The sequence below is a fragment of the Advenella mimigardefordensis DPN7 genome (assembly GCF_000521505.1).
GTDB lineage: Bacteria > Pseudomonadota > Gammaproteobacteria > Burkholderiales > Burkholderiaceae_B > Advenella > Advenella mimigardefordensis.
This window is the reverse complement of record NZ_CP003915.1, coordinates 2,355,513-2,376,304: the sequence shown is the minus strand read 5'-3', so window position 1 is coordinate 2,376,304 and position 20,792 is coordinate 2,355,513. Positions and strand designations below refer to the sequence as shown.

General features: G+C 52.8%; 18 protein-coding genes. 9 read left to right on the top strand and 9 right to left on the bottom strand.

What is annotated here, in order from left to right; translation table 11 throughout:
* Positions 1-18 precede the first annotated feature (18 nt).
* The 6 genes from MIM_RS10950 (at position 19) to MIM_RS10925 (ending at position 6,246) form a co-directional block, all read left to right on the top strand.
* Positions 19-798 (top strand): SDR family oxidoreductase, encoded by a 780-nt coding sequence (locus MIM_RS10950; protein WP_025372801.1) that lies wholly within the window; start codon positions 19-21, stop codon positions 796-798.
* Positions 799-817: 19 nt separating this feature from the next.
* Positions 818-2,326 carry an aldehyde dehydrogenase family protein gene (locus tag MIM_RS10945; protein WP_025372800.1) on the top strand — a complete coding sequence of 503 codons (1,509 nt, stop codon included), beginning with the start codon at positions 818-820 and terminating at the stop codon, positions 2,324-2,326.
* Positions 2,327-2,478: 152 nt separating this feature from the next.
* Positions 2,479-3,453 (top strand): Bug family tripartite tricarboxylate transporter substrate binding protein, encoded by a 975-nt coding sequence (locus tag MIM_RS10940; RefSeq protein ID WP_042070228.1) that lies wholly within the window; start codon positions 2,479-2,481, stop codon positions 3,451-3,453.
* Positions 3,454-3,489: 36 nt separating this feature from the next.
* Positions 3,490-4,458, top strand: coding sequence for a Bug family tripartite tricarboxylate transporter substrate binding protein (locus tag MIM_RS10935; RefSeq protein ID WP_144084630.1), 969 nt, complete (start codon positions 3,490-3,492; stop codon positions 4,456-4,458).
* Positions 4,459-4,577: 119 nt separating this feature from the next.
* A complete protein-coding gene (locus MIM_RS10930) occupies positions 4,578-5,552 on the top strand; it encodes a Bug family tripartite tricarboxylate transporter substrate binding protein (RefSeq protein WP_025372798.1) in 975 nt (324 codons plus the stop codon).
* Positions 5,553-5,685: 133 nt separating this feature from the next.
* Complete coding sequence (locus tag MIM_RS10925) at positions 5,686-6,246, top strand: carboxymuconolactone decarboxylase family protein (protein ID WP_025372797.1); 561 nt, start codon at positions 5,686-5,688, stop codon at positions 6,244-6,246.
* Positions 6,247-6,393: 147 nt separating this feature from the next.
* On the opposite strand, the gene MIM_RS10920 is transcribed toward MIM_RS10925, so the two are convergent.
* The 9 genes from MIM_RS10920 to MIM_RS10875 form a co-directional block, all read right to left on the bottom strand.
* Positions 6,394-7,440, bottom strand: coding sequence for an amidohydrolase family protein (locus MIM_RS10920; RefSeq protein ID WP_025372796.1), 1,047 nt, complete (start codon positions 7,438-7,440; stop codon positions 6,394-6,396).
* 47 nt (positions 7,441-7,487) lie between these two features.
* The gene (locus tag MIM_RS10915; RefSeq protein ID WP_025372795.1) at positions 7,488-8,333 is read right to left on the bottom strand and encodes an oxidoreductase; all 846 of its coding nucleotides are present in this window, start codon (positions 8,331-8,333) and stop codon (positions 7,488-7,490) included.
* Positions 8,334-8,342: 9 nt separating this feature from the next.
* Complete coding sequence (locus MIM_RS10910; protein ID WP_025372794.1) at positions 8,343-9,380, bottom strand: branched-chain amino acid ABC transporter permease; 1,038 nt, start codon at positions 9,378-9,380, stop codon at positions 8,343-8,345.
* 2 nt (positions 9,381-9,382) lie between these two features.
* Positions 9,383-10,249: a branched-chain amino acid ABC transporter permease gene (locus MIM_RS10905; protein ID WP_407638159.1), complete on the bottom strand. Its 867-nt coding sequence runs from the start codon at positions 10,247-10,249 to the stop codon at positions 9,383-9,385.
* Positions 10,249-10,956 carry an ABC transporter ATP-binding protein gene (locus tag MIM_RS10900; protein ID WP_025372792.1) on the bottom strand — a complete coding sequence of 236 codons (708 nt, stop codon included), beginning with the start codon at positions 10,954-10,956 and terminating at the stop codon, positions 10,249-10,251. The genes MIM_RS10905 and MIM_RS10900 overlap by 1 nt, the downstream gene beginning before the upstream one ends.
* Before the next feature lie 2 nt (positions 10,957-10,958).
* Entirely contained in the window at positions 10,959-11,810 is an 852-nt protein-coding gene (locus tag MIM_RS10895; RefSeq protein ID WP_407638142.1) for an ABC transporter ATP-binding protein, read from the bottom strand.
* Positions 11,811-11,871: 61 nt separating this feature from the next.
* Entirely contained in the window at positions 11,872-13,101 is a 1,230-nt protein-coding gene (locus MIM_RS10890; RefSeq protein ID WP_025372790.1) for an ABC transporter substrate-binding protein, read from the bottom strand.
* Between the two features lie 52 nt (positions 13,102-13,153).
* Positions 13,154-14,632, bottom strand: coding sequence for an NAD-dependent succinate-semialdehyde dehydrogenase (locus tag MIM_RS10885; protein ID WP_025372789.1), 1,479 nt, complete (start codon positions 14,630-14,632; stop codon positions 13,154-13,156).
* A 522-nt stretch (positions 14,633-15,154) separates the two neighbouring features.
* Positions 15,155-16,864: a sigma-54 interaction domain-containing protein gene (locus tag MIM_RS10875; RefSeq protein WP_025372788.1), complete on the bottom strand. Its 1,710-nt coding sequence runs from the start codon at positions 16,862-16,864 to the stop codon at positions 15,155-15,157.
* Positions 16,865-17,033: 169 nt separating this feature from the next.
* Here MIM_RS10875 and MIM_RS10870 point away from each other — a divergent pair, with 169 nt between their 5' ends.
* The 3 genes from MIM_RS10870 to MIM_RS10860 are packed head-to-tail and all read left to right on the top strand — an operon-like array spanning position 17,034 to position 20,792.
* A complete protein-coding gene (locus tag MIM_RS10870; RefSeq protein WP_025372787.1) occupies positions 17,034-18,281 on the top strand; it encodes a CaiB/BaiF CoA transferase family protein in 1,248 nt (415 codons plus the stop codon).
* 37 nt (positions 18,282-18,318) lie between these two features.
* Positions 18,319-20,025: a class I adenylate-forming enzyme family protein gene (locus tag MIM_RS10865; RefSeq protein WP_025372786.1), complete on the top strand. Its 1,707-nt coding sequence runs from the start codon at positions 18,319-18,321 to the stop codon at positions 20,023-20,025.
* Positions 20,022-20,792 carry an enoyl-CoA hydratase/isomerase family protein gene (locus MIM_RS10860; RefSeq protein WP_025372785.1) on the top strand — a complete coding sequence of 257 codons (771 nt, stop codon included), beginning with the start codon at positions 20,022-20,024 and terminating at the stop codon, positions 20,790-20,792. Before MIM_RS10865 ends, MIM_RS10860 begins: the two co-directional genes overlap by 4 nt.

Below are 20,792 nucleotides of genomic sequence, written 5' to 3'. Positions count from 1 at the left end.
CCGGCAGGAGAAGTAAAAATGTACGCAAAAGAAACGCTCAAGGGACGTGTAGCACTTATCACCGGCGGGGGCAGCGGTATCGGACTTGAAATTGCAACTGCCTATGCACGCCTTGGCGCATCTGTCATGATTGTTGGACGCAATGAAGAACGGGTTCAGCAGGCAGCCGGCGACCTGACGAATGAAGGCGGAATAGTCGCGGCGATGCGTTGCGATGTTCGTAACTATGATGAGGTCAAAGGGGCTGTGGATGCAACGGTCAGCCGATATGGTTCGCTTGATATTCTGGTGAACAACGCTGCAGGTAACTTTGTCTGTCCAACAGCAGATTTGTCCGTCAATGGCTGGAAAACCGTTATTGATATCGATTTGAATGGCACGTTTTATGGTTGTCATGCAGCTTATCCGCATTTGAAGCAATCCGCTTTCGGCGGTTCGATCATCAGCATTATTACCATGCTGGGCGTGACCGGCTGGCCTGGTGCCGCACACGCAGCCGCAGCCAAGGGAGGGATATTGTCGCTATCCCGAACCCTGGCGGTGGAGTGGGGCGCAGAGGGTATTCGCGTGAATACCATTTCCCCAGGGCCCATCGGCGATACCGAAGGGGTACAACGCATGTATATCGAAAAAGGCAATGGTGACCTGGAGGCTAAGAAAACCGCATTGGGCAGGTTCGGACGCAAGCAAGACATTGCCAATGCAGCCGTGTATCTGGCCTCGGATCTGGGAAGTTATGTGACCGGAGATAATATCGTCGTGGACGGTGGTCGCTGGCTCAAGTACGTCGCAAATTAATGACAGGTGGAATAATTTTATGAATGCATTTGACCCGACCAATCATGCCGATGAAACAATCCGCGCTGCCTACCAGCGCGCCTCTGCGTGGCTTGCTAATGGTTCCAAAACGCTGTTTATTGATGGTAAATGGGTGCCAGCCTTGTCCGGCAAAGATTCGCAGACGATCGATCCTGCGACGGAAAACACATTAGCCAGTGTCGCCGAAGCGGATGCCAGCGATGTTGATCTTGCCGTCGCCGCAGCACGCAAGGCGTTTGAATACGGTACCTGGCGCGGGTTGTCGCCACACCAGCGTTCAAGACTGCTTTTGAAAATCGCGGATCTGATAGAGGAATACGGTGACGAGCTGGCTGTTCTGGAAACGCTGGACGTCGGTGCGCCGCTTGCATTTGCACAGCGACATGTAGCCCATTCGGCAGAAACCTTTCGCTATTACGCCGGGTGGTCAAGCAAAATCTACGGCACCACCAATCCGACCAGCGACGATCGATTTATCTATATGCTGCGCGAACCCATGGGCGTCTGCGCGCTTATCAACGCATGGAATGTGCCACTGGTGATGGCGGCAACAAAAATTGCGCCTGCACTGGCTTGCGGCAATACTGTGGTACTCAAGCCAGCGGAACAGACACCTTTGTCCACGTTGCGGCTGGCGGAACTGATAGAAATGGCTGGAATCCCAACGGGCGTGCTGAATGTCGTGACAGGCCTGGGTGCAACTGTTGGAGCGGCACTGTCGGCTCATCCGGACATTGATAAGATCGCCTTTACCGGTTCGACGGCGGTTGGTCGGCATATTCTTCAATCGTCTGCTGGCAACATGAAGAAGGTGACTCTGGAGCTTGGCGGCAAGTCTCCTAATATTATTTTTCCGGATGCTGACGTACAAAGGGCGATTGAAACGGCTGTGCTGGCGTTCTGTCGTAATTCCGGACAGATCTGTTCTTCTGGCACACGACTGTTTGTGCATGAAAGTCTGTATGACGAAGTATCGGAAAAGGTTGCCGGTATTGCAGCAACGTATAAGGTGGGATCGCCGTTTGACCCGGAAACCAAACTTGGGCCATTGATTTCTGCAACTCAAATGGCACGGGTTTTGTCTTACGTGGACAAAGGCAAGGCCGAAGGCGCTGGGTTAAAGCAGGGCGGAAAACGAGTGGGCGAAACCGGCTTCTTTGTGGAGCCCACGGTATTTGAACACGTAAATAATGAGATGACGATCGCCAGAGAGGAAATTTTCGGCCCTGTTTTGTCGGTGATTCCCTTTCGGGATGAGGACGATGCGGTCTTCAAGGGGAACGACACGATCTATGGTCTGGCCGCAGCGGTATGGACGCGAGATGCGAGTCGCGCCCATCGTGTAGCACGAGCTCTGAAAGCCGGACGCATCTGGATCAACACCTATGCAGAAGGCGACCAGGTCATGTCAATGGGCGGCTATAAACAGTCCGGTTACGGACGTGAAATGGGCGCAGAATCGATTGATGCCTACACGCAGACGAAATCGGTCTTTATGAAACTCTGATTATTTTCGCCGGCAGGCAAGCTCGCCCGTACACCCATCATCAAATAAATCGGGCCGGCTATTTTTCCAGATACACCACGATACCTATTTATAAACATCCATAGCCTGGTCCTGCGTTGTCGCCGGATCGGCTTCTCGTCAGGAGAGACAAAATGACATATCGCACTATTAGCAAACCACTGTTTCTGCAAAGCGTAATCGCCGGCAGTTTACTGGGCTTCACATCAGCCGCTCTGGCCAATGACTTTCCGGAGAGACCATTAAGAATCATTGTCAACACGGGGCCTGGCGGCCTGGTTGATTTGTCGACCCGGCTGGTGGCCGAGAAAATGAGTGAAAATCTGGGTCAGCCGGTCGTGGTTGAGAATCGCGCGGGCGGAGATGGCGGTCTTGGAGCTCGAACCGTGAAGACGGCCAAGCCTGACGGATATACGCTTCTGTCTTCAGCCGGCACAGTGGTGATACAGCCGTTGGTCAAACTGAACCCGATTTACGACATGAAGGATTTCACCGGTGTCGGCCCGGTTCTGCGTTCACCGGTGCTGATGGTGACCGGTGCCAGCCAGCCAGATAAAACGCTGGCTGATTTTATTGCGCGGGCCAAAGCCAACCCAGGGAAGATGAGTTATGCATCGGCCGGGGTGGGAACCACCACGCATATCGGTGCAGCGCTGTTTCTGAAGCAGGCTGGGCTGAACCTGCTGCATGTTCCGTATAAGGGTAATGGTACAGCGATGCCGGATGTGATGTCCGGGCGGGTAGACATGATTTTCGAGGCATACGGCAGTGGCGCACCTAAAGTGAATTCGGGTAGTTTGAAAGCGCTGGCAGTGACGTCTACTTCGCGTCTGGCAGATTTGCCGAATGTGCAAACGTTCGCAGAGCAGGGTGTCAAGGATTTCAGCTATTACTTGTGGGTCGGCATGCTGGCGCCCGCAGGTACGCCTGAGCCCGTGGTTAAACGCCTGAATGAAGCGCTTCGCTATGCCCTGAGCAGCAAGGAAATCACCGAACGCTTCCGTACGGATGGCTCCGAGGCACTTTCAATGACGCCGGCAGAGTTCGACCAGTTTCTGGTCAGTGAAGAGGAAAAAAATGGCGGCTACGGTGAAAGATCTTGGTATTGAAAAGCAATAACAGACTGACAACGAGGAGCAAGAGAAGTGACTAAAGCCATAGCGAAAATCATATTGGGTGGTGTTTTTGTTTGTACGTCAATGGGCGCCACCGCGGCCGATCCGTTTCCATCAAAACCGGTACGGATTGTTGTGCCTGCTGCTGCCGGCGGAGCGCTGGACCTGACGACGCGTCTGGTGGCGCAGAAAATGCAGGAAAATCTGGGGCAACCCGTCGTTGTTGAGAACAAGCCCGGCGGTGACACACTGATTGCCACGCGATTAGTCAAATCAGCCAAACCTGACGGATATACCTTGCTTTCCTCGGCCAATGGCATTACCTTGATGCCTCAGTTGAAAGCTGATCCGGGCTACGATCCAATCAAGGACTTCACCGGCATCGGTTTCATGACCCGCTCACCCCTGCTGATTGAGGTGGGCAGTGGTCAGCCGGATCAGACCCTGACGGCCTTTATGGATCGGGTACGATCAAATCCGGATAAATTGTCCTATGGCCATGCGGGTTTCGGAACGCCACCGCACATTGCTGCAGCAGCGTTTCTGCACGCGGCAAAATTGCACATGCTGTCCATTCCTTACAAGGGCAATGGCGCTGCGCTGCCTGATGTCATTGGAAATCGGGTCGAGATGATTGTTGATGGCTTCATCAGCAGCCATTCCTATATCAAAAGCGGGATGTTAAGACCGCTGGCTATTACCTCGGAATCACGGTTGCCATCGCTGCCAGACGTTCCGACATTGAAGGAGTCCGGCGTCGACTACACCTATACACTGTGGCTTGGACTGCTGGCGCCTTCAGGAACACCGCCTGAGGTTGTCAGGAGACTGTCCGATGCCCTGCGATTCGCGACAGCCGACAAAGAACTGAACGAACGGTTCCGGTCCGAAGGTTCCGATCCGTCCTTCGTCACACCGGCTGCTTTCAATGACTACTATAAAGAGGAAGTGCAAGACATGGTTCAGCTGGCCAGAGATCTGAATCTGCCCAAAGATTAAACCAGGTAGCGCATCATCTTTATCTGTTTCTTCCATTTCCCGCAGGGCACCAGGCATCAGGCATCAGTTCTGACGTTGACGCTGCATATCCTGCGAATCCACTATATAGGTGTTTTTTCATGACCCGAGCCTTCTTAAGAACATTGTTTGGAGCAATGCTCATTGGTTTTGCACTTTCTGCCACTGCTGCCGAATCTGCAGCCTACCCGAACAAACCCATTCGTATTGTTGTGCCGGCCGGAGCTGGTGGCGCGCTGGACATTACAACCAGGGTGATCGCGGAAAAAATGAGTGACTATCTGCGGCAACCCATCGCCGTGGAAAACCGCCCTGGTGGCGAATTACTGGTGGGCACGCGCTATGTACTTGGTGCCAAACGGGATGGCTACACGCTGCTGGCACAGGCCGATGGCTTTACCGCCGTGCCATCGCTTAGAAACGATGCGGGCTATGATCCGCTGAAGGATTTTAAAGGTATCGGGCTGATGTTGCGGGCAGCTCAGGTCATGTATACCACCACCGGTTCTTCATTTAATTCGGCGAAGGAATATGTGGCCAAGGCATCAGCTGAACCGGGCCGGCTTAGCTTTGCGCATGGTGGCCGAGGATCGCCCATGCATTTGAGTGGTATCCAGTTCGTCTATAAAACCGGCTTGAATATTATCGAGGTCCCCTATAATGGCACTGCCGCTGCGTACCCGGATATTGCTGCCGGCCGTGTGGATATGATGTTCGGCGGCTACGATAGTGGTATCTCCTATATTCGTTCCAACAAGATGAAGGCGCTGGCAGTCACAGGCGATAAGCGGCTTGATACCCTGCCGGGTGTGCCCACGCTGAAAGAGCAGGGGATTGATCTGTCCTATTACTTCTGGCTTGGGCTATTTGCGCCGTCCGGCACGCCTCCAGAGGTCATTAATCGTCTTTCCGAAGCCTTGCAGTACGCGCTGAAACAACAGGATGTGCTGGATCGATACAAGACGAGTGGAGCGGAAGTCGTCAATCTGACGCCAGAGCAATTCACGTCATTTTTGAAGGATGAAGTCTCACACGTGGAAAGCGTGGTCACTGCGTTGAAAATAGAGAAAAAGTGATCCATCACCAGGACAGTGTATTTTTTCAGTACAGAATCCTGTCCTGCACAGGGAACAAAGGAACAGTGCCGATTGGTGTGTTAATGCTGATCAAATCACAAATACAATTTCGTTTCGTTACAAGAGGTGAGTAATGAGTGGTTCTTTTTTGAAATCGTTGCCGGATAACGCAGCCCCGCCAACGATCTATACTGCGTTTCCGGAAATTTACCAGCCCTGGGCGCATATGAGCGAAGCGCTGATGAGTGGCGAATCACCCCTGAGCAAGGCTGAACGGGAGCTGATCTTCGCCTATGCTGCCGGATTGCAGAAGGGCGAGTTTGTATATATTGCTCACGCTGAAGTAGCCTATGCGCTGGGCGTTGACGGTGGCCTGATCGAGCGTTTGCTTGAAAATCCGGCTACCGTCACTGTTTCCGCTCAGTTGCAGCCAGTGCTCGAGTATGTCAGGAAACTGGCTCAATCGCCGGAACTGATCGAACAATCTGACGTTGACGCGATTTTTGACGCAGGGTGGAGCGAACTGGTTTTGCATCACATCATAGGGATTGTCGGTCGAGCGGCATTTATGGTGAAGCTGACGCGGGGATACGGATTTGTACCTTTGTCTCGGGAAAAAGCGGCCAGACACGCTCAAAAACGCGTGGCGGCTGGTTATGTTAATCTTTATCCGGCATTTAAAAAGGACGAATGACAGGGATAACAAACATCCCTGATCGATAATATTTCACAGCTGTAACGATGATATTTCACAGTTGTAATATAGCTCAGATGCCGGTTCCCCGCGAGCAGGCACTTCAAGATCAAAAGGGCAGCGAATAGGCTCGCTGTCTTGCGCTCCTCACTCACCGATTCGATAGACCTGGCGCGCCGTACCGCTGAATATTTGTTCTTTTTCCTGCGCAGAGCAGCCTTCTGTTATACGTTTGAACATATTCCATACGGTTGCGTAGCTGAATCCCGCCTTGTCTACCGGAAAATTGGAAGAGACCATACAACGGGCGGCACCGAACAATTCTATGCATGGTTCAATGTACGGACGCCATAATCGCGCCAATTGCTCCGACGTGGGTGGCGCTTCTGCCTTCAGGAAATCAAAATTGGCAAGATTCATCAGTACGCCACCCAGCTTCACATAGGCATTCGGGCAACGGGCCAGTTCTGTCATCGAGGCCAGCCAATTGGCATGGTTTTCCTGTTCTCTGCCAGCATAGGAAGAATGACCTACCGGACTACCGCTATGAATCAGGATGATCTTTACTTCAGGATGTGCGCGGGCCAAAGCTGTCACATCCGGAATCTGAGGATGGTAGACGCTGGCATCAAAAGACAGACCTAATTCTGAAAGATGTTTCATCCCTTCCGAAAAGGCTGGCTGCAGGTACAGGTGAGGCGAGTCAGCCGAATAGCTTCCTTTGACGCGTGGGTCTGCATCCCATTTTGCCCTGTGGCGGATACCTCGCAAACGTCCTTTTGCGGCGTCAATATGAGCCAGCAGTGCTTCACGGCTTAATTCCCCCTGGGTAAGATCTGCAAAGGCAACAATCGCCGGCGCAATGTCAGTTGTGATGCCGTGCGGCCGACGTGCAGTCAATTCGGTGATATACCGGGTTTCGCCTACCGGTTTCAAATGATCCGGGCCTGTCGTGGCATATTGGGTGCCGCATTCAACAAAAACACTGGCTTCTATCCGGTGGCCGCAATCCACTATGTCCTTACAAAACTCATTAAGCATATATTCATGCCCATCGAACTCCGATAAGTGAAAGTGCGTGTCAATAATCTTAAGATCAGGTTCCCGGACAGGCTCGGATACAGCGCGGGCGAGCCACGCATCATCAGGCGCATAAATGTTGGGAAAAATGACCTCTTTACTACGATCTGACATATTGATTCCTGATGATGGTTGTGATGGACGCCCGAATTGTTTTCTCGTTAATCCGATACTTTGGTAGACACAGACAAGGCTTCCCATTTGTCCAGTGATTGGCTGACCTGCGCTATGTCTTCGCGAATTTTTGCCAGGCAGTCTTCACCTAATGGCAGGCGCAGCGGCGGTGTATCGGCGTCGACGAGCTGGCAAAGTGCCGGGCCGAATTTATCCGGATCATTGGGTTGGTGACCATGCCTCTCTTGGACATAACCGGCAATTCTTGCGTTGGTACTTGCGTAATCAGGATCCTGAATTTTGTCCGCAACCAGCGAGGGACCTGCAAAGTCGCTGCGAAAGCCGCCTGGTTCAATAATCGTGACATGGATGCCCAAATGAGCAATTTCCTGAGCCAGCGTCTCGGAATATCCTTCAACGGCAAATTTTGATGCGCTGTAGAAGCCAAATCCGGTCGCGCCGCAGAATCCGGCGATAGACGACAGATTGATAATATGGCCAGAACGCTGACGACGCATATAGGGCAAAACGGCATGGGTCATTTCCACCAGGCCGAAGAAGTTGACTTCAAACATGGGCCGGTATTTCTCTGCCGGTGTTGTTTCGGCAACCGAAAGCAGACCATATCCGGCATTATTGACCAGGATGTCGATACGTCCGAAAGCCTGATGTGCTTTCTCGACTACCTCAGCGAATCGGGCATGATCGCGGGCATCCAGATGAAATGAGCGTAATTGTTCAGGATATTGCGCGGCAAGATCATGCTTGCCATCTGCGGCAAGCACAGTAACCACGACCTGATCGCCACGCTCCAACGCTGCTAACGCGGTTGAGCGACCCAGACCTTTGTCTGCACCTGTGATAAGCCAGGTGCGCGGTTGATTTTTTGACATGTTGACTCCTTATAATGTCAGTATCGGTTCATGAAACAATTTTTCTTGGCCGGAAATGCCTGATTCCGCTTCGCCCGTCGTATCAGACGTACGTTTTCGTACGTATTCGGCCATTTCGCCGACCACGCCTCGACGAAACAGCAGCACGCAAAGCACGAATACCGTGCCGGTAAGGACGGGTGTTGGCAGATCGGATGTAGCCAACACGCTCTCCAGCGCGACAACGATACCGGCGCCTATTAATGGCCCGAAGAACGTGCCAATGCCGCCGAGCAGCGCCATCAGTACCACGAGTCCTGAAAGATGGAAGCTCACATCGTCCAGCGATGCATTCTGAAATACCAGCACTTTCATTGCACCTGCCAGCGCTGCGAGCATTGCTGAAATAATAAAGACCGTGAGCTTGTAGCGGGAAACGGTATAACCAAGGGAAACGGCGCGGTCTTCCTGCTCTCTGATCGCAAGCAGGATATGGCCGAACGGTGAATTGATGGTGCGCCAGACGACAAACATGCCGAGTATAAAGAGCACTAATACAAAGGCGTAAATGGCAATAGGGTCGCGAAGATTGACCAGGCCAAGCAAATATCCACGTGCTATCCCTTGCAGGCCGTCTTCGCCACCGGTAAAGGGTGCCTGGTGTGCGATAAAGCTGATTACCTGAGATAATGCAAGTGTAATCATTGCAAATTCGATACCTTTGCGCCGTATCGCCAGTGCTCCCATCACGCTTCCGATCAGGGCTGCAACAATCACAGAAAACCCAATACCAAGCAGAGGATCAACGCCCCAGGCCTTGATTGCATAGCCAGTGAGATAGGCGCCGATACCCAGAAACGCGGCATGCCCGAGCGACAGCAGTCCGGCATAACCCATCACAAGATTGAAGGCTGCGGCGAACAGGGCGTAGCACATCAGTTTCATGACGAAGACCGGATACACAAACCACGGTGCGGCAATGAGCAATATCAGGGCGACAATACAACCCAGGACCGTATATCGACTCTTTGGCAGGCCGCTGGTGGCGGCGATGGTAGACGTTGTCATTGTTAAGCTTTCCTTCCCAAAATGCCGCCCGGACGGGCGAGCAGCACGAGTGCCATGATCAGAAATATTGCCAGGCTGGATCCTTCCGGATAAAAGACTTTCGCTATACCCTCAACAATGCCAAGTGCATAGCCAGCAATAATTGATCCCAATATAGAACCCATCCCGCCAATGACCACAACAGCAAAGACCAGAATGACCAGATTTGTCCCCATGTGGGGCGCAACCTGAAAGATGGGTGCGGCCAGCACGCCGGCAAAGGCTGCCAGTGCGGCAGCACCTGCGTATGTCAGCGTAACCAGCATCGGAACATTAATGCCAAAAACCTGTACGAGCGGTGCATTTTCAGTAGAGGAGCGCATATACGCGCCCAACCGGGTACGTTCGATGAAGAACCAGGTGGCGATACACATGACGATGGAAGCCACAATGACCCATAGCCTGTAGATCGGAATAAAGCCTATACCCAGATCAACACCACCACGCAACAGGGCAGGGGACGGATAGGGTTTGGCGGAGGATCCAAACCAGTACTGGAACATGCCTTCGACGATCAATGCAATGCCGAAGGTAAGCAGGAAGCCATAAAGTGGGTCAAGCCCGGCCAGACGCGACATCATCACGCGTTCAATAAGCATGCCGAAGCAGGCGACGACCAGCGGGATAATAACGAGCGCAGCCCAGTAGTTCATACCCAGCTGCTGTAGCGCCAGCCAGGCCAGAAACGCACCCAGCATATACAGCGTACCATGCGCAAAATTAATGACATGCAGCATGCCGAAAAGTACCGCAATACCGAGAGACAACATGGCGTAAAAAGAGCCATTGATCAGCCCGACTAATAATTGTCCAAAAACAATTTCCACGATTACACTCCCAGATAACGATCAAGCACGTCGGGCTGACGATTCAGTTCTGCAAGGGTCAGGGTTTCAGCCAGTTTGCCGTTCTCCATCACATAAAACCGGTCAGCGAGCTTCTTTGCAAAGCGGAAGTTTTGTTCAACCAGCAAAATGGTGTACCCGAGCGATTTGAGTTTTTTTAACAGATCGCCGATTTCCTGCACGATGACGGGTGCCAGGCCCTCGGTTGGCTCGTCAAGAAGGAGAATGCGTGCGCCACTTCTCAAAACGCGCGCGATAGCCAGCATCTGCTGTTCGCCACCGGACAATTTGGTGCCCTGGCTGTGGCGCCGTTCCTGCAGGTTGGGAAACAGCCGATATATTTCCGCAACGGTAAAGGCACTGTCTGCGTATTGTGGGAGCAGGCGAAGATTTTCTTCTACAGACAGCGTGGAGAATATTCCACGTTCCTCGGGAACATACCCTATACCCAATGGCGCCAGCTTGTGGATAGGGCTTTTGATTGTTTCCCTGCCTCTCAGGCGGATAGAGCCGGACCGGCGAACCAGCCCCACAATACTGCGCAGGGTGGTGGTTTTGCCAGCGCCATTGCGTCCCAGCAGGGTGACAGTTTCTCCTTCTGAAACGTGCAGCGCAATATTATCAAGAACATGGCTGTCGCCATACCATGCGTTGAGCGACTCGATCTGTAATGCGGGTGAAGAATGCGTCATGGTCAGTTTTCCTCCTCAGTGCCGATATATGCCTCGCGTACCAGAGGATTTTCCGAGACCTCGTCATAACGGCCTTCTGCAATCACAGACCCGCGCTGCAATACCGTGATTGCATCGCACAGGCTGCGCACGACCGATAAATTGTGTTCGACCATTAATACCGTGCGTCCCTGGGACACCTTTTGAATCAGCTCCGCAACCCGGTCAATATCTTCATGTGCCAGCCCGGCCATAGGCTCATCAAGCAGCAATAGCTTAGGTTCGAGCGCCAGCGTCGTCGCCAGTTCCAGAATGCGTTTTCGCCCATAGCTCAGATGGGTTGCAAGTGTGTCACGGTATCGCGTGAGATTGACGGCTTCCAGCAATTGTTCTACGCGTTCGTCCAGCTGTCGCAGCGCAGAGTCGGAACGCCAGAACTGGTGAGCAAGACCGGCCTGTCTTTGCAGCGCAACGCGAACATTTTCATGCACGCTTAATTTTGCGAATACAGACGAAATCTGAAACGAACGTACCAGACCACGCCGGGCGACGGCTTCTGCGCTTATGTTTGTGATATTCACACCCTCAAATTCAATTTTTCCCTGCGTGGGCGTGATAAAGCCGGTCAGAAGATTGAACATCGTGGTTTTGCCTGCGCCATTCGGTCCGATCAAGGCATGAATACTGCCTGTACGAACAGAAAGATTGGCATTTTTGACGACCACAAACCCGTGGAACTGCTTGGTTAGCCCGCTAGCGACCAATATCGGCTTCGCCAAATTCGGATTCGTCTCGGGAGTTAATCTCTCTGGCGGATCACTCAATGCGGAAAGGGAAGGCATGGCCATTGCCTGATGCCAGTATAACGGTAGCATTCAATAGTCTCCTGGTATGGCATTGATGCGCAATGCCATATGTGATTATTCTGCGAACAGATTATTTATGTACCAGCGGGCATTCGCTCTGTTCAAGCGGTATATTGGCCTGGTCACCCGGAATGACGCGAATCACATTTGAATAATCGCCGTCACCTTTGGATTGATCAGGAGACTTGACGCTGACATGATACAAATCATGGGCCATAATTCCATCCGGGCGTAAATGGCCGTTGGCAGCAAAGGCATCGTTAATCTTCATTTTTCTCATTTGTGCCATCACCGCATCGGCATCGTCTGTATCAATTTCATCGATTGCTTTCAGATACGTTCTGACGGAAGAATAGGTGGCCGCCTGCAATTCAGTAGGTGCGCGATTCTTGTTTTTCTCCATGAACGCATTACCCCAGTCAAGCGCAGCGTCATCCCTGTACATTTCATAACGGGAGACAAATTGCAGCCCCTGCATGTCATCCAGCCCTGTAGACTTGACTACATCTTTGGTGAGTGCGTCGCCAAACAGTTTTATATCAGGTGTGATGCCGAATTCTCGTGCCTGACGTATCACTGTGGCCATGTCCGAGCCGGCATTGGCCAGCATAATGGCATTGGCACCCGATGCTCGCGCTTGCAATAGGTAGGAGCTGAAGTCGGTTGTATTAAGCGGGTGACGAACTACGCCTACGATCTTGCCTCCTGCGGCTTCGACAGATTGACGAAACATATCTGTGATGGACTGACCCATGGCGTAGTCCACAGCGATGATAAAGAATTTATCCGTGCCATCCTGAACCATCTTCTTGTCTACAAGGTTGTAAGCCGTTGCCCTGGTGGTGTATTGCCATTGTGCCGAACGATTGGTACATGCCTTCCCGGTAATGTCTGATGAAACCGAGTTGTGCAAGACAAGTTTTTTGCGATCAACGACCAGACTATTTATCGCCAGGCTTACCGCCGAATTCACCACATCCACAATGACATCAACACGGTCCGCATCGAACCACTTTCTTGCCACCGCGGTTCCCACATCGGTTTTATTCTGATGATCGCCGGTCACGATTTCTACCGGAATACCATGTATTTTGTTGCCGAATTCGGCTGCTGCCATTCTGGCAGCGATCGCGGAACCTTCGCCACTCATATCGGCATATAAGCCGTTTCTGTCATTCAGTACGCCAATTCGAATAACGTTATCAGAGTATTTGGCATCTGCAGCGAAAGCGGACGAACCTAGCGTTGCCAAAGCGCTTATTAAAGCGCCTGCCAGCTTTCTGAATCCATATTCTTTCATGTCTTGTCTCCATCAATGATTAAGTATGTTTAGCGTTTTTTTATTCGGGCATTCAGATCGGTGCCGTTCTTTGCAGAACCGTTTTTGTGACCATGTAAGCGTCCAGACTGCTGGCTCCGCCTTCCCGACCGATTCCGCTGTCTTTTACTCCCCCAAAGGGCGCATCCGCACCGGGTGCGCCGAAATGATTGATTGACAGCACGCCACACTCGAGTTCCTCGCTGATTCGGGCGGCATCGGCAAGGGAATTGGTAAATGCATATCCGGAAAGGCCCAGTGGCAGACTGTTGGCAATCTTTAAAGCCTGATCCAGATCGTTGACCGGCATACATAGTGCTAACGGTCCAAAGGGCTCGTGGCTCATGGCCATTGCCTTTAAAGGAATGTCGGACAGAACGGTCGGCGCATAGAAATGCCCCTGTTCGCCCAGAGGATAGCCACCAGCAGCCACATTGGCGCCGTGTTCCTTCGCATCCAGAACCAGTTTCTCTATTTCTGCGACACGGCGGCGATTCATCAGCGGTCCCATCTGTACGCCGGGCTCAAAGCCGTCGCCCACCCGGATACTTCCGGCCGCGTTTGCGAGCGACCTGACGAATTCCTCATAAACGGTATGATGGATAAGGAATCGTGTCGGGGACGCACATATTTGCCCGGCCATCCGCATTTTGGATGCGCAGGCTACTTGTGCAATGGCAGTGGCATCAACACCTTCTCCGATCAGCACGGGCGCATGTCCCCCCAGCTCCATGATCGCAGGCTTCATTGCTGCGCCGGCCAGCCGTGCCAGTTGCTTACCGACAGGGACAGAACCGGTGAGTGTGATCATCCGGATCGCAGGGGAGGCGATCAGTACCGACGAAATGGTTGCCGGATCTCCGTGTACGAGTTGCAGCACACCCGGCGGTAACCCCGCATCGATAAAGCACTGAGCCAGCAGATATGCCGCTCCGGGTGTTTCCTCCGCGGGTTTGAGAATGACAGAACACCCGGCAGCAAGCGCGCCGCTGAGCTTGCGCGCCGGTGAGCTGATGGGTACGTTCCACGGCGTAAAGGCGGCAACGGGGCCAATAGGCAGTTTGAGCAGATGGCGCTGCATTTGCGGCCCGGACGGCATGATATCGCCATAGACGCGCAGGGCCTGTTCGGCATCCCATTCAAGAAATGAACTCGCTCGCATGACTTCAGCCCGGCTATCGGCCAGTGGCTTGCCTTGCTCAAGGGTAATCGTATGGGCAATTTCCTCTTTGCGTTCAAGCATCAGGACCATGGCGTCTTTAATGATGCGCGCACGCACTTCCGGCTGGGTTGTCCGCCACCGTTCAAATCCTTTGCTGGCAGCGGCGAGCGCATCGTTCAAATCTGCTACGCTGGCGCACGGGACAGTGCCGAGCAATTGTTCATTACTGGGGTTGAAGACCCTGAAGTCGGACTCACGCTCATAAATCCATTTGCCATTGATATGCAGGCCGACTCGAGGGTAGGGCATGGGTTTGATTTCGCTTTGCTGGGTGGCGACGGCTGCTTTCATAAACTGAATTCCTTCTGTCTTTCGGGTTCTGTCAACGGGAAGATGGGCATCGCGGCAGCAATGCCACAGTAGCCATGTTCTCCTATCATCAGGGCTCTATACGCAATTATTGTGCCAGTTCTGATTGGCAGTAAGCTCGCCAATAGAGCGTCGCCGTCGTGAGCAATACTGTGTTTGATTGTCCGGGCATAAGACACATTTTGTCGGTGCGCTGCCGGATGATGGTAAACGCAGATATTTTCAACCGATCCGGATGAATCGTTCGATGTGTATTCGATCATGCGTAAATAGTGTCTTCGTGAATACACTGACTGTATTTGAGAAGACACAATATGTCGTTGATGACGGAGGAATGGTCGCTATCGGCCAGCCTGACAATGACGGAGCATGTCGTGAACGGCGACGCGACAGGACAATGGGCATAAAGAAGTGGGCAGAGCGGGCCGTGGCAGCCTAATGCCCAAAGCAGAGTGGCGGGATCACGGCCGCAAGGTCGAAGGATCCCGCGCTGATAACGGGGTGCTAAACGTCCAAAAGATCCAGTTCAGCCAGTTTTTTATACAGATGAGAACGTGAGATTCCCAAATGCTCAGCGGTTTTCTTTTTATTGCCGTCAAAGCGCAGCAATGTTTCTTTGATCATGTCCAGTTCGATCCGCGCCTTCGCCTGATGGACATCGACGTGTTTACCTGATTTGTCGGCAGCGGCAGCTGGTACCAGTTTGTGATAATCATGTTCCAGGGCGCTCAGATCGTTCGAGGACTGCAGCTCCAGCGGAACCTCGCAGTCTTCGCAGCGGATTTCGTTCTGCTCGGAAAAGATGGCCGCGCGCTCGATTGTATGCTGCAACTGGCGAACATTTCCCGGCCAGGGCAGGGACTGCAGATAGGCAATGACACCAGGACCAAAATATTTGCCCTGTACATTGTGGCGCCGCATGAACCGCTCCAGAAATGTCTGGGCAAGAATAGGTACATCTTCAAGCCTGTCACGCAGTGAAGGGATTTTGATCGTGACTGCGCTGATCCGGTAAAACAGATCCAGCCGGAATTCGCCGGTATTGAGCATTTGATGAAAATCCCGGTTGCTGGCGGAAATCAGGCGGAAATTGGAACGTCGCTGCGTGCTGCTGCCCACGCGCTGGAAAGTCCCATCCTGCAGCGTACGCAGCACTTTTACCTGTATTTCGAGTGGCATATCACCAATTTCATCCAGAAATAACGAGCTGTTGTCTGCCTGTTCGAACTTTCCGGAACGTCCGCGTTTTTCTGCTCCGGTAAACGCACCGCCTTCGTACCCGAACAATTCGGCTTCTACCAGATTGCCAGGGATTGCAGCCGCATTGACCAGGACCATATCCTTATGGCCTTTCGGGCTCAGGTGATGAATAGCATGGGCGACAAGATCCTTGCCGACACCGCTTTCGCCAACGAGAAGCACGGAAACGTCCAGCGGCGCGATCTTCTTGATCTGCTCTTTCAGCTTTCTGATGGAGTCGCTTTCTCCGACGATGGCTTCCATTCCCTGACCGTTGCCACGCAGACGCGGCAATTCACGTTCATAGAAGCTGATTTCCTGACGCAGGCGTCTGATTTCTTCACTCAATGCTTCCAGGGCTGAAGGGCTTTTGAACATGACCTGGCCCATGGCACCCATGATCTGGCCATCGGCATCCACGATTGGTCTGCGACTGACGACCCGGACCGCACCGCGCATATGATGCACTTGTCCTACTTCAGTTTTTCCCGAACGCAAGACACCGGCAAGTCCGCTATTTTCTATGATCTTGCCCGCCTCCTGCCCGGAGGCGCCACCCCGGGACAGCCCAAAGAATTTTTCATGTACCGGGCTCATATAGAGGATGCGTGCCTGCTTATCCACAACTGTGATGGCCTCATAAGGATCCGTGATGAAATGGCGAAGGATGTTTGCGGCAAAATCAACTGAGCTGACAAATTCGAATAAAGGATCGCCATGGTCTGCGCGATATAGCACAAAACATCCGGCTCCGGCAGAGGCATAGGACACCACCGTGATGGGTTCGTTGACATCCTTGAGGGTAAACATCGCCGAAACCGGCGTGGTTGCGCGGTTTTTCCATAAGGCGGATAGTTTTTCCTGAATATGTGCGTCGTGTCCAGTACCCGACGCGAAGACGACAGCGCAGTCAGCATTCAAAATGAGTACGCCATTACGGTTAGCTGCGACTGGATTGCTGTTTTCTGTGTACATGTCTTCAATAGTCTCCGTTAATGTGTCCTTTTGCAAAACATAATGGACATATCGCGAACACTTTAGCACCTTGGTCTTAGAAGGCAATAAGGGGTATCCCTCTGTTGGCATGACTTTTGCGTGTAACGCTCTATAACGCATATGAGCAACATCGAGAGGACAATCAGATATGCTGAGCAATCATGCCCACGCGCCATTTAATTCACTGCCCAAAATTGAAAAATCGGAGGGGCAGAGCCTGCTCAGGGGGATGCGGGTTGTAGACCTGACTACCTCCATTGCCGGTCCTTACGCCACCCAATTGCTTGCCGATCTGGGCGCAACTGTTTACAAAATAGAAAAACGGGTTGTCGGAGATGACGCTCGTCATTGGGGGCCTCCGTTTATTCATGGAGAATCGCCCTGGTATTTAAGTGTCAATAGAAACAAGCATAGTCTGGCACTTGATTTACTTCATCCTGATGGACAGAAAGTACTGGATCAGTTGCTTGAGCAATGCGATGTTCTGGTGGTGAACTTGGTGGAGTCCGTTCAGAAAAAGCTTGGCATTGATTATGCGCGCCTGAGCGAGCGATTCCCGAAATTGATTCACGCTTCGTTAACGGGATTCGGGCTGGAAGGAGCGCGTAGTCATCTGCCATGCTATGACCTGATTGCCGAAGGATACTCCGGGGTAATGGACTTGACCGGCGAACGTGACAATGATCCGCAGAAGGTGGGCACACCCGCTGCCGATTTGCTGGCTGGTCAGGATGTCGCCCTCGCGGTACTTGCAGCCTATATTGAGCGCGAACGCAGCGGCAAAGGCGCGCGGCTTGATGTGTCCATGCAGACCAGCATGACCCGCTTCATGGCTCCGCGTCTGGCATCGTATTTGAGTTCCGATGAGTTGCCGCGTCGCTCTGGCGGTAAAGATTCAGTGATCGCGATTTATCAGGTATTTAACACGGCCGACCAGCAGATTTCACTTGGCCTGGGGAATGACGCCATTTGGCGCCGCTTCTGGATCGCACTGGCGCAGCCGGAGACAGGTGAAGATGAGCGTTACGGCTCTAACGCAAAACGCCGCGAACACAGGGACGAAATCGTCTCGAAGATTGCACAAGTGCTGGCAACAAAGACCCGGGAGGAATGGCTGACTATCTTTGAGCAGCACCGTATACCTGCAGGCCCAATCAATTCACTTGAAGATGTAGCCCGGGATCAGGCGCTATTGGACAGCGAATTTCTTTATCAGGTCGATAGCAGCTCGGGAGCTGTCCCGCAAATCGGATTGGGGATCGCTATTAACGGTAATCAATCGGTCCACCGGAAAGCACCGCCGGCGCTGGGAGAAGATACGGAAGCCATTCTGGCTGAGGTTCTCTGCATGTCGCAGGACGACATCAACAATCTAAAACAATCGGGCGCCATTTGACGGGTATAGGACCCAGGATTTATATAAGGGAAGCGTAATGAATACGATACTGACTTTGCACGAACCGCAGACTGCGCGCAAAAATTATCTTAATGGTGTATGGCACACCGATACACTTTATTCACTGGTCGGTGAGCATGCACGCATACGCCCTAATGCGTGTGCTTTGCGCGACCCCTATCGCCGGCTGACCTGGCGTGAGGTCCTGACCAGTGTAGACAGTATCGCTGCCCAACTGCATCAGGGCGGACTGCGCCAGGGTGATCGCGTAGCCATCTGGCTGCCGAACCGGATTGAAAGTGTGTTGATATTTCTGGCGTGCTCACGCAATGGTTATGTATGCTGTCCATCGCTGCATCAGAATTACACCGTTGCAGATGTGGTCAAATTGCTGTCCCGCATCCGTTGCAAAGCCTTGTTTACGCAGGCTGCTTACGGCGCCGATTCTGATCGCCATTCCATCCTGGAACAGGCTGCAAACATATCCACGCTCAAACAGCTGTATGCGCTGAAACCTCAGGGAGAGGACAAAGACGATAGTTCTTTACCCGAGGGCGTGCTGGCGTTTCCAGACCATCTTCAGAGTGTAGGGATCACCAGCGCGGCTGTGCCGGACCCGGACAAAGTGGTTTATCTCGCGTTTACATCGGGAACGACGGGCGAGCCAAAAGGCGTGATGCACAGCGATAATACTTTGCTGGCTAATGGCCGGGCACTGGTGAGCGATTGGAAACACGATGCACAAACCGTATTGCTCACGCTCAGTCCCATGAGTCATCATATCGGTACTGTTGCGATGGAACAATCGTTGATCGCCGGAATGGAGCTTGTGATCCATAATCCGGTTGTGTACCCGTCGTCTCTGGACTGGATTCTTGAAACTGGTGCTACCTATGTGATGGGCGTACCCACACATGCAATGGATATTCTGAGCGTATTGCGCGAACGTGGACTGGATCGTCTGGGCAATGTGAACGTTTTTTATATGGCAGGCGCACAAATTCCCACCGAGGTCGCGCAGAAATTCCTGGATCTTGGCATTAAGCCACAGAATGTATATGGCATGACCGAAAACGGTTCGCACCAATATACGCTGCCTACAGACGACAGCAACACCATTGTGACAACCTGCGGACGCGCCTGCAACGGTTACGAAATCCGCATATTCAAGCCTGATAATCCAGACGAAGAAGTTGCTCCGGGTGAGACAGGCGAGATTGGTGGCAAGGGAGCCGTGCTGACGCTCGGCTACTACGACAATCAGGACGCCACCGAGAATTCGTTTAATTCAACCGGCTGGTTTTTAAGTGGTGATCTGGGACGCCTGGATGAGCACGGATGCCTGCATGTCATGGGACGAAAAAAAGATCTGATCATTCGTGGTGGACACAATATCTATCCCTCGCAAATCGAGGAGCTTGCCCATCAGCATCCGTCAGTTCTGAAATCCGCAGCGTTTCCCATTCCGGATGCAAGACTGGGGGAAAAAGTCTGCCTGGCGATCATTGCTGATCCCGGCACGGTGCTGGAGGCTACCGAGGTACTACAGCACCTTCACGATGCGGGCCTTTCCAAGTACGACATGCCTGAGTACTACCTGCAGATGGACGCGTTTCCGCTAACCCCTAGCGGCAAAATTCTGAAACGGGAGCTGGTTGAATGGCAGCAACAGGGACGTATCACGCCGCAACCTGTTCGCTGGAAAGCCGCTGCAGCCGCTAAGCAACAAGGAGTATCGGCATGACAGTCTCATTGACATTTGTTGATCAGATCGCGCATATCAATTTATCCCGCCCCAAAGCCCTGAATGCATTGAGTTTTCAGATTCTGAGCGAGTTCAGGGACGTCCTGGTCCAGGTTGAGGAATCCGAGGCGCGCGCACTGGTGATCACCGGTGAAGGAGATAAAGCATTCTGCGCGGGTGCCGATATTCCTGAGCTCATTGGCAGGCCCTTGATGAGGGAACTGGAGGGGGCACAACTAGGGCAGGAAGTGTTTCAGGCTTTGGCACAGTTAAAAATCCCTTCTGTTGCCGTCATTCATGGCTATGCATTTGGCGGGGGCCTGGAGCTGGCACTGGCCTGCACGTTCCGTGTCGCGACCGATCATGCCCGCATGGGACTGCCGGAAGTCAAACTCGGACTGATCCCCGGCTACGGTGGCACGCAACGTTTACCACGACTGGTTGGCGAGGGAAGAGCGCTCGAGCTGGTCATGTCGGGCCGAACTGTCTATGCCGAAGAAGGTGAGCGGATCGGGCTGGTAAACAAAATCGATAACGAAGGGTCGCCATTGGAAATCGGCATGCGCTTTTTACAGCCCATGCTCAAGCATAGCCTGTGCGCCCTGTATTTTGCACGCGAGGCGGTGCAGCGTGGTATGCAGGCCGATATCACAAATGGCTTGCGGATTGAACGCGATCTGTCGACGCTGGCCTATCGTAGCGACGATGCGTCAGAAGGGCTGCAGGCATTCATCGACAAACGAACCCCGAATTTCAAGGATTGTTGA

What these genes read in the sequence shown, in the direction of transcription:
- MIM_RS10890 (WP_025372790.1), bottom strand. Translation starts at nt 13,101, where the DNA reads ATGAAAGAATATGGATTCAGAAAGCTGGCAGGCGCTTTAATAAGCGCT.
- MIM_RS10910 (WP_025372794.1), bottom strand. Translation starts at nt 9,380, where the DNA reads ATGACAACGTCTACCATCGCCGCCACCAGCGGCCTGCCAAAGAGTCGA.
- MIM_RS10950 (WP_025372801.1), top strand. Translation starts at nt 19, where the DNA reads ATGTACGCAAAAGAAACGCTCAAGGGACGTGTAGCACTTATCACCGGC.
- MIM_RS10925 (WP_025372797.1), top strand. Translation starts at nt 5,686, where the DNA reads ATGAGTGGTTCTTTTTTGAAATCGTTGCCGGATAACGCAGCCCCGCCA.
- MIM_RS10885 (WP_025372789.1), bottom strand. Translation starts at nt 14,632, where the DNA reads ATGAAAGCAGCCGTCGCCACCCAGCAAAGCGAAATCAAACCCATGCCC.
- MIM_RS10920 (WP_025372796.1), bottom strand. Translation starts at nt 7,440, where the DNA reads ATGTCAGATCGTAGTAAAGAGGTCATTTTTCCCAACATTTATGCGCCT.
- MIM_RS10870 (WP_025372787.1), top strand. Translation starts at nt 17,034, where the DNA reads ATGCTGAGCAATCATGCCCACGCGCCATTTAATTCACTGCCCAAAATT.
- MIM_RS10930 (WP_025372798.1), top strand. Translation starts at nt 4,578, where the DNA reads ATGACCCGAGCCTTCTTAAGAACATTGTTTGGAGCAATGCTCATTGGT.
- MIM_RS10895 (WP_407638142.1), bottom strand. Translation starts at nt 11,810, where the DNA reads ATGCTACCGTTATACTGGCATCAGGCAATGGCCATGCCTTCCCTTTCC.
- MIM_RS10865 (WP_025372786.1), top strand. Translation starts at nt 18,319, where the DNA reads ATGAATACGATACTGACTTTGCACGAACCGCAGACTGCGCGCAAAAAT.
- MIM_RS10875 (WP_025372788.1), bottom strand. Translation starts at nt 16,864, where the DNA reads ATGTACACAGAAAACAGCAATCCAGTCGCAGCTAACCGTAATGGCGTA.
- MIM_RS10915 (WP_025372795.1), bottom strand. Translation starts at nt 8,333, where the DNA reads ATGTCAAAAAATCAACCGCGCACCTGGCTTATCACAGGTGCAGACAAA.
- MIM_RS10900 (WP_025372792.1), bottom strand. Translation starts at nt 10,956, where the DNA reads ATGACGCATTCTTCACCCGCATTACAGATCGAGTCGCTCAACGCATGG.
- MIM_RS10945 (WP_025372800.1), top strand. Translation starts at nt 818, where the DNA reads ATGAATGCATTTGACCCGACCAATCATGCCGATGAAACAATCCGCGCT.
- MIM_RS10860 (WP_025372785.1), top strand. Translation starts at nt 20,022, where the DNA reads ATGACAGTCTCATTGACATTTGTTGATCAGATCGCGCATATCAATTTA.
- MIM_RS10940 (WP_042070228.1), top strand. Translation starts at nt 2,479, where the DNA reads ATGACATATCGCACTATTAGCAAACCACTGTTTCTGCAAAGCGTAATC.